Genomic DNA, 12807 nt, shown 5'->3' with positions numbered 1-12807 from the left:
TTAAACTTAATGATTCGGATAGCACTAAGTTAATAAAAATCAGCGATATGCGCAACTTTCCAAACATATTATCAATTCAAATTAATTCCGCCAATAGGTCATATCCATGTCCTCGCATTTCTGGGCGGCCTCGGTGGCCAGCAGGGCATAGCGTTCCGCCTCTTCCAGCCGCGAGGTGTTGGCATAGAGGACGGCTATGTTGGTCAGCAGGTGGGCCTCTTCGTCGTAGGCCTGTTGGCCCCGCAGCAGGGCCAGTCCCCGGTTGTAGAAGTAGAGGGCCGAGTCGGGCATGTCGCGGCGGCGGTAGACCACGCCCAGCGAGGTCGACACGGTGGCCTGGAGGCTGCTGTCCGAGTGCAGGCGGATGCACTCCGTCAGTGTGTGCTTGTACAGGCTGGCGGCCTGCTCCATCTCTCCGGCGGCCGAATAGGCTTCGGCCAGGTTGTTGAGCAGCACCAGGTAGGGCTCGCACACTTCGCGGCGCGCGTGCTTCAGTCCTTCTTCGCAATAGTGGCGAGCCGAGTCGCTGTTGCGGTAGGCGTAATATTCACTTAGGTGGCAATAGGCGGTGGCCAGGCTGTCCGGATGTTTGCTTCGGAGGGCCCGCGACAATTCTGCCTGATACGTCTTCAGCTCTTCGTCTTCTGCACGGACGGGCAGAATCGTGAAGAGGAAGAGGAGGAGAAAACTGCTGGTTTTCATGAGTACTGATTACTTTTCTACTGTGTTTTATAGCCGTGGGGCGTGACAAAGATAGTATAAAATGGAGATTCTCCGCCTGTCCTGTTTCATAAATTGCGGTCGGGGGGGCGCAGAAAGTCCGGGGTGGCGACGGAAAAGCGGGAAAGTCCGTCCGCGGGCTTTCTGCAAAGTAAGGCCCGTGTGGCCCGCAGGTTTCCCCAAGTCGGCAGACAGGTTTGCCCGAGTCGGCAGAAAAGTTATAAAGCAGCGGCTGCGTTTTACATCTGAACGCTTGCGATGTACATCTGAGCGCTTGCGATGTACATCTGCGCGGCTGCTTTATAACTTTTCTACGGGTTCGGCCGATGCTTCCTGCGTGTTCGGGCAGTGCTTGCTGCGTGTTTGGGGGATGCTTGGAGCGAGCCGGGGCGTGGCCTCCCGAATACGCACATTGTAGAGGCGTTGCGTGCAACGTCTCCCGCGCCGCAGGGTGTTCGTATATGTATACAGGCGGACGCACCGTGGTGCGTCCCTACGTGTGGATGTTTGCGTGTGTGCATTCGGGCGGGCAGACCCCGCCCCTACACGTGGGTGTTTACGCTGTAACCAAAGGATTTTGATTAACGATGTAGGGACGCACCACGGTGCGTCCGCCGTATTGGCAGGGATATACATGTAGGGTCGGGTAAAACTCAAATACACCCACATTGTAGATACCTTGCGCGCAACGTCTCCCGCGCCTCCGTATATATACAGACGAGGCTGTCTCAAAATGAAGAAGCATTTTGAGGCAGCCTCGTCAGATGGCATCACTTATCTTATCGAGTAAGGGATGTCGGTTATCAGTATTTGAACGGTTCTGTCCGTACGTACACCTTGAAGTCCTTGATGCCGCCCGGCACTTCGCTCTCCATGCGGGGCAGGTACTGGATGCCGCTCAGCGAGTGGGTGGCGCCCAGGTCGATGACGATGGCGTGTGGATAGCTGCTTCCGGCCTCGGTGCTCCAGTAGGTGGATTCCTGCAGGTCGAAAATCTTGTCGGCCGAGCGGTTGACGTGCGACACGTCTTCGCTGTCGGCATAGTTCACAATCCACGGCTCGCGCGAGAGGCGTTCGCCGTCGGCATTGAGCACGTACATCTCGGCGATGCAGGCCAGCTCTTTGCCGTCCTGTGCGTTCAGGGCCTCCAGGCAGAGGTAGCGTCCGCTGACGGGCTGTCCGAACTTGAACTCCTGCCAGCCGTTGCCGGGCTTGAAGCTGCCGGTGAGCACGGGCTTCTCGGCGCTGAGGTCCAGATTCTGTCCTTCTTCGCGGTGGGTGAGGGGCTTCTGTACGAGGAGCTGGTCGAGCAGCGGCTCACGCAGGCCTTCGCTCTTGGCCTCCTTGGGGCCTACGATGTCGAACACCAGGATTTCGTTTTCGCCCTTCTTCAGCCAGCAGCCGGGCACGTAGAGCGTCTGCTGCGGGCCGATTTCCCAGATGCGCCCCAGAGCGTAGCCGTTGACGTAGACCAGTCCCTTGCCCCAGGTCTCGAAGTTGAGGAAGGTGTCGCTGGGCTTCTTCACCTGGAAGGTGGCTCGGTAGCAGCCCGGTATGCGCTGTCCGTTCTCGTCCGTCAGCGACTGGATGGGCTGGAACTTCATGTTCTTGTAGAACTCGTAGGTGTCTTCGATGTTGAACACTTCCCAGTTCTTCAGGTCGCAGACGAAGGGGTAGCCGTTCATGTCCACGGTCAGCTCCACGTTGCTGGTGATGCCCTTGTAGTCCTTGATGGCGCGTCCGAAGTTGATGCGGCCCATGGCTTCCACGAGGATGTCCAGGCGGGCGCCCTTGCGGCAGGCGGGCAGGGTGAGCTGCTTCTCGCCGTTGCGGCGGTCCAGCTTGCCGATGTAGTTGCCGTCCACGAAGATTTGGGCATAGTCGTGGGCATCGTTCACGGTGAGCAGGGCGGGCTGTTTCAGTTCGGGCAGCGAGGTGCGGTAGAGGATGCTGCCGAAGCCCTGGTCGTAGTCCTCCATGGTGCGGATGTCCTTGTCGTTCTTGCCTGCGGGCAGGTTGGCAAAGAGGGGCGCCATCTCGGTGAACTGGAAGGCAGGTATGCTGATGGGCTTGATGAGCGCGGGCACTTTGGCCTGTTTCTCGCCGTTCATGTACTTGGCCAGCGTCTCGCGCAGCTTCCAGTATTTGGGCGTGGTCTGTCCCGACTCGCTGATGGGGGCGTCGTAGTCGTAGGAGGTGACGTCCGGCGCAAAGCCGGGCGAGTTGGCTCCGGCCCAGTGTCCCCAGTTGGTTCCGCCGTGGGTCATGTAGAGGCTGAAGGAGATGCCCTTGGACAGCATCTCGTCGATGCCGGCAATCATGTCGTCGGCGGGACGGGTTTCGTGGTTGGCTCCCCACTTGTCGAACCATCCGCTCCAGAACTCGCTGCACATGAGCGGGCTGTTGGGGCGCAGTTCCTTGAGGCGGGCAAACTGCTGGTCGATGTTGGCTCCGGTGCCGAAGTTCATGGTCCAGATGAGGTCGTGCAGGCCGTTTTGGGTGAAGTTGGAAGCCCAGTCGCACTGGAACAGGGTGACATTGCCGAAGTTCTGGCGCACGATGTCGCGTATCTGCGAAACGTAAGGCTTGCTTACGCCGTAGGAACCGTATTCGTTTTCAACCTGTACCATGATAATGGGGCCGCCGTTCTCGATGGTCAGTCCGGCCACCTGCTTGGCCACTTCCTTCTCGAAGATGGCCACGCGCTCGATGAAGTAGGGGTCTGACTCGCGCAGGCGGATGTCTTTCTTCTTCAGCAGCCACCAGGGCAGACCGCCCATTTCCCACTCGGCGCATACGTACGGACCGGGTCGGAGGATGACGTACATGTCGTTGGCTTGGCAGAGGCGGCAGAACTCGGCCAGGTCGTTCTGTCCGGTGAAGTCAAACTCGCCGGGCTTCGGTTCGTGTGAGTTCCAGAATACGTAGAGGCAGACGGTGTTCATGCCCAGTGCCTTGCAGAGCTTGATGCGCTGGTCCCAGTAGGGTTTGGGGATGCGCGGATAGTGCAGCTCGGCGGCTTTCACGATGAAGGGCTTGCCGTTCAGCAGGAAGGTTCCCTTGCCGGCTTCGAAGCGGGGCTGGTCGGCAAAACTGTCCAGGTTCCATTCTGCACGCCAGGGAATGGAGATTTTGCCGCTTTCAAAGGAGAGGGGCAGCCATACGTAGCGCGAGTTTTCCAGGTCTTTCTTGTTCCAGCGGTCGAACAGGGCGATGTAGCAGTCCTTCTTGCCGTAGACCTGCTGAACGTAGGTGCTCTGTGCGTAGAAGGTCTTGTCGGCATCGGTTCCGGTGCAGGGGTTGCCCAGCACTTTCCACGGCCCCATGATGGAGTCGGCCACGGCCAGCTCGGCCTGGTTGGGGTCCCAGCCGGTGCAGCCCGAGGAGAGCATGTAGTATTTGCCTCCGTGCTTGAATACGGCCGGCGCCTCGCGGCTGGCTCCGATGAAGTTGCGCGTGAAGCGTCCGCTGGGGCGCAGGTAGTCGTCGGTCAGCTCGCTGATATATAAGGTAGCGTTGTTTTCGGACGAGTAGAACTGATAGGCCCGTCCGTCGTCGTCCACAAAGACGGTCTGGTCGCGGCTCATGGCGTTGTTGGGGCGGAAGCTGCCCAGGTAGGTGAACGGTCCGGTGGGCGAGTCGCTGACGGCCACGCCTGCGCAGGCTTTGCTGTAGTCGGCGCTTTCCACGTGTGCCCACATCACGAACTTGCCTGTCTTGGAGTTGTAGATGACCTTGGGGCGTTCCAGTACCTTGCTGGGGTGCAGGTCGTGGCTGGCGTCGTCCTTGACGGCGGGCAGCACGATGCCCTCGAACTTCCAGTTCATCAGGTCTTGCGAAGAATAGCAGCTCACGCCGGTGACGTCCGTGCGGTAGCATTCCCACGTGGCCCATTCGGGCAGGACGGTCTTGCCTTTCTTGTACTCGCCGTACCAATAATAAGTTCCTTCGTGATAAAGAATACCGCCTCCGTGGGCGTTGATGGGATTGCCTTCGGTGTCGTTCCACACCTCACCCGGCACAAATGCTTTGTACGTTGTCGCCTTTTGGGCCACAGCCGGCAGCAGGGTGCCCAGACCGGCCAACAGTACCAAACTCCAAATAAACTTTTTCATATAAAATCGTAGTATCAGATATTTTTAATATGCAGACAAAGATATGCGAAATATCAATAGGGGAGTGTAGAGTATTATGTCAAAAAGGGGAGATTTTAGACCATAATCTTTCATTTGTCTGTATCATTCCGGCCCCGCGGAACTTTCTGTCTGACTTCTACTATCTTTCTTGGTTGCCGGACTGGTATTTCTTGGCTTGCCCGATGAAGTGGCGGAAGAACCGGAGCGACACGCTGTCTCCTGCCACTGTCCGGGTTTCGGGATGGAACTGTACTCCCCAAATGGGCAGTCCTCCGGCGTGCTCAATGGCTTCAGGGATGCTGTCGGCGCTGCGGGCGGTTACCTTGAATCCGGGAGCTACCTGTTTGACGGCCTGATGGTGATGGCTGTTGGTGAGCAGTTCGCAGGTTCCTGCGGCTATGGCGGGTATGGAACGGGGCTGTAGGTAGACCGTGTGGGTGGGGATGTGGCTGGGTTCCGACTGGTTGTGGCAAACGCTGCTGTCCGGGTGTTGGGTGGGGATGTCCTGATAGAGCGTTCCTCCGAAGGCAACGTTGATGAGCTGCTCGCCCCGGCAGATTCCCAGGATGGGCATCTGCCGCTTGCCGGCCAGACGGATGAGGGTGAGGTCGTAGATGTCCCGCAGGGAATCCACAGCCCCCAACTGTTCGATGGGCGTTTCGCCGTAGTACGAGGGGTGTACGTCTTCGCCTCCGGTCAGGATGAGTCCGTCCGTAAGGTCGATGATGTCGGCAAGGGCACAACTGTCTGCGGTTACGGGAATCATTACCGGGATGCCTCCTGCCCGGATGACGGCTTCCGAATAGGTTCGCCTGACAATGGAATTGTTGTCTGCATGTGAACAGGAAATCCCGATGAGCGGTTTTCCGGCAGAGTGGTGGTCGTGACTGCATCCTGCAATCAGACACATATATATTAATAAGGTGGAAAAGAAAACAGCCTTTGTCATAATGGTGATTACGAATTGATATTCATGGGCATAAAGTTAGCAAATATTTGCTGTAAAAGAAAATGTGTTACATAACATAGTTTAGTAACACTGTCGGTTTAATTGTTTTTCTGTTGATTAATGTCTAATTTGCGCCTCGCAAAAGTTAATGGCCTGTTTGGCAGGCTGGATTATTCACTTTAAACTCTATATATCATGAAAGTATATCAGACGCATGAAATCAAGAACATTGCTCTCCTTGGCAATGATGGCTCGGGTAAAACCACTCTCACAGAAGCGCTGCTCTTTGAGAGTGGTATTATAAAACGTCGCGGCAGAATTACTGCCAAGAATACAGTCAGCGATTACTTCCCGGTGGAACAGGAATATGGCTATTCTGTGTTTTCCACCGTTTTCCATGTGGAGTGGAACGGTAAGAAACTGAATATCATTGACTGTCCGGGTAGTGATGACTTTGTGGGAGCTGCCATTACGGCTCTCAATGTGACGGATACGGCCATCCTGCTGCTGAACGGACAATACGGTCCCGAGGTAGGCACACAGAATCACTTCCGCTATACGGAGAAGCTGGGCAAGCCGGTCATTTTCCTGGTGAACCAGTTGGACAGCGAGAAGTGTGATTATGACATGGTGCTGGAGCAGCTGCGTTCCATCTATGGCCCCAAGGTGGTTCCCGTGCAATATCCGTTGGCTACCGGCCCCAATTTCAATTCCTTGATTGACGTGCTTCTGATGAAAAAATATTCGTGGGGACCCGAAGGCGGTGCTCCGACGATTGAGGATATTCCCGCAGAAGAAATGGAAAAGGCTACCGAATGGCACAAGGCACTGGTGGAAGCCGCTGCCGAGCACGACGAAGGCCTGATGGAAAAATTCTTCGAGTCTGATTCGCTGACCGAAGACGAGATGCGCGAGGGTATCCGCAAGGGTTTGGCTTGCCGCGGCATGTTCCCGGTATTCTGCGTTTGTGCAGGTAAGGATATGGGCGTACGCCGTCTGATGGAATTCCTGGGCAATGTGGTTCCGTTTGTAGACGAAATGCCTCCTGTGCACAATACCCGCGGTGAAGTGGTGAAACCGGATGCCAACGGACCGACTTCGCTGTACTTCTTCAAGACGGCTGTTGAGCCGCACATCGGCGACGTACAATACTTCAAGGTGATGAGCGGTAAGGTTCACGAAGGCGATGACTTTTCCAATGCCGACCGCGGCTCGAAGGAACGTATCGCGCAGATTTATGCTTGCGCCGGTGCCAACCGTATCAAGGTGGAAGAAATGGTGGCCGGTGATATAGGCTGTACGGTGAAGCTGAAAGACGTGCACACGGGCAATACCTTGAACGGAAAGGATGCCGAAAACCGCTTTAATTTCATTAAATATCCGAATTCCAAATATTCACGCGCTATCAAGCCGGTGAACGAGGCCGATACGGAAAAGATGATGTCCATCCTGAACCGTATGCGTGAGGAAGACCCGACGTGGGTGGTTGAGCAGTCCAAGGAATTGCGTCAGACCATTGTACACGGACAGGGGGAGTTCCATCTGCGCACGTTGAAGTGGCGTCTGGAAAACAACGAGAAGCTGCAGATTAAATTTGAAGAACCGCGTATTCCCTATCGCGAGACTATCACGAAGGCTGCCCGTGCCGACTATCGCCATAAGAAACAGTCGGGTGGTGCCGGCCAGTTTGGTGAAGTTCATTTGATTGTAGAGCCTTATTACGAAGGTATGCCCGCACCCGATACTTATAAGTTCGGTGGTCAGGAGTTCAAGATGAACGTGAAGGGTACTGAAGAAATTCCATTGGAATGGGGCGGCAAGCTGGTATTCGTCAACTGCGTGGTTGGTGGTGCCATCGATGCCCGTTTCATGCCTGCCATCCTGAAGGGAGTCATGTCCCGCATGGAGCAAGGCCCGTTGACGGGTTCGTATGCCCGCGACGTACGTGTCATTGTTTATGATGGCAAGATGCACCCGGTTGACTCCAATGAAATCTCCTTCATGCTGGCAGGCCGCAATGCTTTCAGCGAGGCCTTCAAGAACGCCGGCCCCAAGATTCTGGAGCCCATTTACGACGTGGAAGTCTTTGTTCCGTCTGACAAGATGGGCGATGTCATGAGCGACTTGCAAGGCCGCCGTGCCATGATTATGGGTATGAGCAGTGAAGCCGGTTATGAGAAACTGATAGCCAAGGTGCCTTTGAAGGAGATGTCTTCTTACTCTACTTCGTTGAGCTCGTTGACGGGTGGCCGGGCTTCTTTCATCATGAAATTTGCCAGCTATGAACTGGTTCCGAGTGATGTACAAGACAAACTGATTAAGGAATTTGAGGCTAAACAGGCTGAAGAATAATTTTACCCGATAAACAGTTTTTTTATAATAATTAAAGCTGTTGCCTTCCCTTTTGGAAAGGTGACAGCTTTTTTTATTTAACCCTGATGAATAACATGCTGAAATGTGAATAGGACAATTAATTTTTTATTAAATTTGCAAACCAGAAGGGGCTCCTTTTTGTTATAATGTACAAAATGCAACCTAAAATAATACCTTGGGTTAATTAACGAGAACGCGCGGTTAAATCAGGTTAATGTGTTAGGTATGTTAATTAGGGAGTGTTAATTTTGTGGCTATGAAAAAGTCTACAATTTGGATATTAGGTATTGTTATGGGTCTTTCCTTCCTTAGTCTGTTGTACCTGCAGATTAGTTATATTGAGGAAATGGTTAAGATGCGTAACGAGCAGTTTGATGAATCTGTGAAGCGTGCCTTAATGGCGGCTTCAAAAGATGTGGAATCTGCGGAGGTGGAGCGCTGGGTTCGGGAGGACATCTCTGCGGCAGAAAAGAAAGCGTGGGAACAGAGCATGGTGCAGATGCACCAGGTAGTGACAGCCCCCGATGGTTCTAAGATTGAGTGGAAAACCTTTTCCAACAAGATTTCGGAGTTGCCGCGGGCTATGATTTCACGCAAGCATGGTGCCAAGACAATCCCTCAGACATCCCGTTCGCTGGTAGATATGATTAAGAACCGGTATATCTATCAGAGGGCTTTGATGGACGAGGTCGTCTGGCAGATGATTTATCGGGCCAGTGACAAGCCGGTGGAGGAACGGGTCAACTTCAAGAATCTGGATCAGTATCTGACGGCGGGGCTGCTTGACAATGGCATTGACTTGAGATTTCACTTCAAGGTAATAGACCGGGACGGCAGAGAAGTGTACCGATGCTCGGATTACAGCGACGAAGGCAGTGAGAGTTCTTACACGCAACCGTTGTTTTTGAACGACCCTCCTGCCCGTATGAGCATTATGAAGGTGCATTTCCCCGGTAAAAGGGATTACATATTCGATTCGGTCAGCTTTATGATTCCGTCGATGATATTCACCTTTGTGCTGTTGATAACCTTCATCTTTACTATATATATAGTGTTCAGGCAGAAAAAGCTGACGGAGATGAAGAACGACTTTATCAACAACATGACGCACGAGTTCAAGACACCGATTTCGACCATTTCGCTGGCTGCCCAGATGTTGAAGGACCCTGCTGTGGGAAAGTCTCCGGCAATGTTCCAGCATATTTCGGGAGTCATCAACGATGAGACGAAACGGCTGAGGTTCCAGGTGGAGAAGGTGTTGCAGATGTCCATGTTTGACAGGCAGAAGGCTACCTTGAAGATGAAGGAACTGGATGCCAACGAGCTGATAACAGGGGTCATCAATACTTTTACGCTGAAAGTGGAGCGATACAATGGAAAGATTGACTATGAGCTTTCGGCCGAAGATTCGATTATTCTGGCCGACGAGATGCATATAACGAATGTGATTTTTAACTTGATGGATAATGCCGTGAAGTATAAACGGCCGGATGTGGACTTGCAGCTGACGGTGAAGACGTGGAACGAGCCGGGTAAGCTGATGATTTCTGTTCAGGACAACGGCATTGGCATCAAGAAAGAGAATTTGAAGAAGATATTTGAGAAATTCTACCGCGTGCATACGGGTAATCTGCACGATGTGAAAGGCTTTGGATTGGGACTGGCCTATGTGAAGAAAATTATTACGGATCACAAGGGAACAATCAGGGCCGAAAGTGAGTTAAACGTTGGAACTAAATTTATAATAGCATTACCTTTATTAAAAAATTGATTGATATGGACGAGAAACTGCGTATTTTATTGTGCGAAGATGATGAAAATCTTGGCATGCTTTTAAGAGAATATTTACAGGCGAAAGGCTACGCCGCCGAGTTGTGTCCCGATGGGGAAGCCGGTTACAAGGCTTTTCTGAAGAATAAGTTTGATTTGTGTGTGTTCGATGTGATGATGCCGAAGAAAGACGGCTTTACTTTGGCTCAGGAAGTCCGTTCGGCAAATGCCGAGGTTCCCATCATTTTCCTGACAGCCAAAACGTTGAAGGAAGATATATTGGAAGGCTTCAAGATTGGTGCCGACGATTATATAACAAAGCCGTTCAGCATGGAAGAACTGGTTTTCAGAATTGAAGCTATCTTGAGGCGGGTTCGTGGAAAGAAGAATAAGGAAAGCAATATCTATAAGATAGGCAAGTTTACTTTTGATACACAGAAGCAGATTTTGTCCACGCCTGAAAAGCAAACGAAACTGACGACGAAGGAGTCGGAGCTGTTGGGGCTTTTGTGTGCGCATGCCAATGAGATTTTACAGCGCGATTTCGCTTTGAAGACCATTTGGATTGATGACAACTATTTCAATGCACGCAGTATGGATGTGTATATCACAAAGCTGCGTAAGCATTTGAAGGAGGATGATTCGATTGAAATCATTAATATTCACGGTAAGGGCTACAAGCTCATTACCCCCGAGCCGGAGTCTTAATCTCTTCTTGCAGAAAGAAATAAGAAAGGCGGTCTACGTAAGCAGACCGCCTTTCTTATTTCTTGTTCTTTTTTTGATATCAATCGGCAATTTTCTTGTTGATGACAATGTAGACAATCAGTCCGATTACGAGCAAAGCTGCAGAGCTGCCCAAAATCATGTTGTCGTTAACGTTGCCGGTGAATGAGCATGCGATTAAGATTACAGCTGCCACCAGGATTAATATCAAACCCAGATTTTTTAATAAGCCTTTCATGTGTGTGTATTTTAATAGATTATTATATTCTTTTTCTTGTTACAAAGAAAAGCATAATTCTTCAACAAGCGAAATTATTTTTGAAAAAAAACCATTATTCCTCTTATTTTAATGGAGAATACAGATGCCGGCGGGAGATAATGGGGTGTTTCGGGTTCAATCTTTGGTGTTGAAAAATATTTTTTTCAGCAATTCCTGCCCGATGCTGAGCTCGTCGATGGTCACTCCTTGCAGGGCTTCTTTCAGGGTCTGGTTGGCAACGATGCGTGCCTGCTCCTCCAGTTCTCTTCCGTCCTTGGTCAGGTGAATCAGATTGATGCGCCGGTCTTTTTTGTCCGAGATGCGTACAACCAGGTGTTGCCGTTCCATGTTGTCGATGAGGCGTGTCATGCTGGGTTTGTCCTTGAAGGTTGCATTGCACAACTCTTGCTGTGTTACGCCGTCTTTTTCCCACAGGAAGATTAGCACCGTCCATTGTTCGGGGGTGATTTCCAGTCCGTTCTGGCGGAAGTTGCGCGACATTTTGCGGTTGATGGCAGCAGATACCTTGCCGTTCAATATGGCAAAGATCAGTCGGATGTCAAAGTTGAACTGCTCTATCATGAAATTATTGTTTAAACAACTTTGCAAAGATACCTTTCTTGTCCGATAATTCCTACCTTCGCGCACAAAAAAACATTAAATGTTTGTAGTTCAAAATAAAATGTCTACCTTTGCACCGCAATTTTTTAAACAAAACATTTTATTTATTAATTAGCAAGTATGAATCAATACGAAACCGTTTTCATTTTGACTCCCGTTTTGTCTGATGTACAGATGAAGGAAGCGGTAGAAAAATTCAAAGGCATCCTCACTGCTGAAGGTGCTGAGATTGTGAATGAAGAAAACTGGGGACTGAAGAAGCTGGCATATCCTATCCAGAAGAAGTCTACAGGATTCTATCAGCTGATTGAGTTCAATGCAGAACCCGCAGTTATCGAGAAATTGGAAGTAAACTTCCGTCGTGACGAACGCGTTATCCGTTTCCTGACTTTCAAGCAGGACAAATACGCTGCCGAATACGCTGCGAAGAGAAGAAGTGTTAAATCAACTAAAAAGGAGGATTAATCATGGCACAACAAGTTCAATCAGAAATCAGATATTTAACTCCGCCCTCAGTAGATGTTAAGAAGAAAAAGTACTGCCGTTTCAAAAAGAGCGGTATCAAGTACATTGACTACAAAGATCCCGAATTCTTGAAGAAGTTCTTGAACGAGCAGGGAAAAATCCTTCCGCGTCGTATTACAGGTACTTCTTTGAAGTATCAGCGTCGTGTGGCTCAGGCTGTGAAGAGAGCACGTCACTTGGCACTGCTGCCTTATGTAACTGATATGATGAAATAATAAGAAGGAGGAGATAGTATGGAAATTATATTGAAAGAAGACGTAATTAACTTGGGTTATAAGAACGACATCGTAAACGTTAAGTCAGGTTACGGTCGTAACTACCTCATCCCCACAGGTAAGGCTGTTATCGCTTCACCGGCTGCCAAGAAGATGCTGGCTGAAGAGCTGAAGCAGCGCGCTCACAAACTGGAAAAAATCAAAAAGGATGCCGAAGAACTGGCTGCCAAGCTGCAAGGCGTTTCTTTGAAGATTGCTACCAAGGTAAGCTCTACGGGTACCATCTTCGGTTCTGTTGGCAACATCCAGATTGCCGACGAGCTGGCTAAGCTGGGTCATAACGTTGACCGCAAGCTGATTGTGGTAAAAGAAGCCGTAAAAGAAGTGGGCAACTATGTTGCTGTTGTTAAACTCCATAAGGAAGTTTCTGTTGAAATTCCTTTTGAAGTTGTTGCTGAAGAAGCATAAAAGACAGATTCTTACAATAATGCAAGAGGCATCTTCCCCGAAGGG

Annotated in this window: 11 protein-coding genes; 6 read left to right on the top strand and 5 right to left on the bottom strand. The window is 51.0% G+C overall.

Going from position 1 to position 12807, the window contains the following annotated elements:
- Positions 1-81: 81 nt before the first annotated feature.
- From Q1Y74_RS00820 to Q1Y74_RS00810, 3 genes are all read right to left on the bottom strand, one after another.
- Positions 82-702, bottom strand: a complete 621-nt coding sequence (locus Q1Y74_RS00820; protein ID WP_300811792.1) for a tetratricopeptide repeat protein — start codon at positions 700-702, stop codon at positions 82-84.
- An 821-nt stretch (positions 703-1523) separates the two neighbouring features.
- Positions 1524-4835: a beta-galactosidase gene (locus Q1Y74_RS00815; protein WP_300811791.1), complete on the bottom strand. Its 3312-nt coding sequence runs from the start codon at positions 4833-4835 to the stop codon at positions 1524-1526.
- A gap of 160 nt (positions 4836-4995) precedes the next feature.
- Positions 4996-5766, bottom strand: coding sequence for a gamma-glutamyl-gamma-aminobutyrate hydrolase family protein (locus tag Q1Y74_RS00810; RefSeq protein ID WP_300811790.1), 771 nt, complete (start codon positions 5764-5766; stop codon positions 4996-4998).
- Between the two features lie 234 nt (positions 5767-6000).
- On the opposite strand from Q1Y74_RS00810, the gene Q1Y74_RS00805 reads away from it, so the two are divergent.
- From Q1Y74_RS00805 to Q1Y74_RS00795, 3 genes are all read left to right on the top strand, one after another.
- A complete protein-coding gene (locus tag Q1Y74_RS00805; RefSeq protein WP_300811789.1) occupies positions 6001-8157 on the top strand; it encodes an elongation factor G in 2157 nt (718 codons plus the stop codon).
- Between the two features lie 277 nt (positions 8158-8434).
- Positions 8435-9949 (top strand): HAMP domain-containing sensor histidine kinase, encoded by a 1515-nt coding sequence (locus tag Q1Y74_RS00800; protein WP_300811788.1) that lies wholly within the window; start codon positions 8435-8437, stop codon positions 9947-9949.
- Positions 9950-9954: 5 nt separating this feature from the next.
- On the top strand, positions 9955-10656 hold the full coding sequence (locus tag Q1Y74_RS00795; RefSeq protein ID WP_300811787.1) for a response regulator transcription factor: 702 nt from the start codon (positions 9955-9957) through the stop codon (positions 10654-10656).
- Positions 10657-10735: 79 nt separating this feature from the next.
- On the opposite strand, the gene Q1Y74_RS00790 is transcribed toward Q1Y74_RS00795, so the two are convergent.
- Positions 10736-10885: a hypothetical protein gene (locus tag Q1Y74_RS00790; RefSeq protein WP_300811797.1), complete on the bottom strand. Its 150-nt coding sequence runs from the start codon at positions 10883-10885 to the stop codon at positions 10736-10738.
- 183 nt (positions 10886-11068) lie between these two features.
- On the bottom strand, positions 11069-11515 hold the full coding sequence (locus Q1Y74_RS00785) for a MarR family transcriptional regulator (RefSeq protein WP_300811786.1): 447 nt from the start codon (positions 11513-11515) through the stop codon (positions 11069-11071).
- A 159-nt stretch (positions 11516-11674) separates the two neighbouring features.
- Here Q1Y74_RS00785 and rpsF point away from each other — a divergent pair, with 159 nt between their 5' ends.
- The 3 genes from rpsF to rplI are packed head-to-tail and all read left to right on the top strand — an operon-like array spanning position 11675 to position 12762.
- On the top strand, positions 11675-12019 hold the full coding sequence (gene rpsF, locus Q1Y74_RS00780) for a 30S ribosomal protein S6 (RefSeq protein ID WP_300811785.1): 345 nt from the start codon (positions 11675-11677) through the stop codon (positions 12017-12019).
- A 2-nt stretch (positions 12020-12021) separates the two neighbouring features.
- A complete protein-coding gene (gene rpsR / locus Q1Y74_RS00775) occupies positions 12022-12294 on the top strand; it encodes a 30S ribosomal protein S18 (RefSeq protein WP_022020414.1) in 273 nt (90 codons plus the stop codon).
- An 18-nt stretch (positions 12295-12312) separates the two neighbouring features.
- Entirely contained in the window at positions 12313-12762 is a 450-nt protein-coding gene (gene rplI / locus Q1Y74_RS00770; protein ID WP_300811784.1) for a 50S ribosomal protein L9, read from the top strand.
- The last annotated feature ends 45 nt before the right edge of the window (positions 12763-12807 follow it).

The sequence above is a fragment of the uncultured Bacteroides sp. genome, assembly GCF_949298305.1.
Classification (GTDB): domain Bacteria; phylum Bacteroidota; class Bacteroidia; order Bacteroidales; family Bacteroidaceae; genus Bacteroides.
Note: the sequence above shows the minus strand (reverse complement) of the source record. Positions and strands in the feature narration are given on the sequence as shown.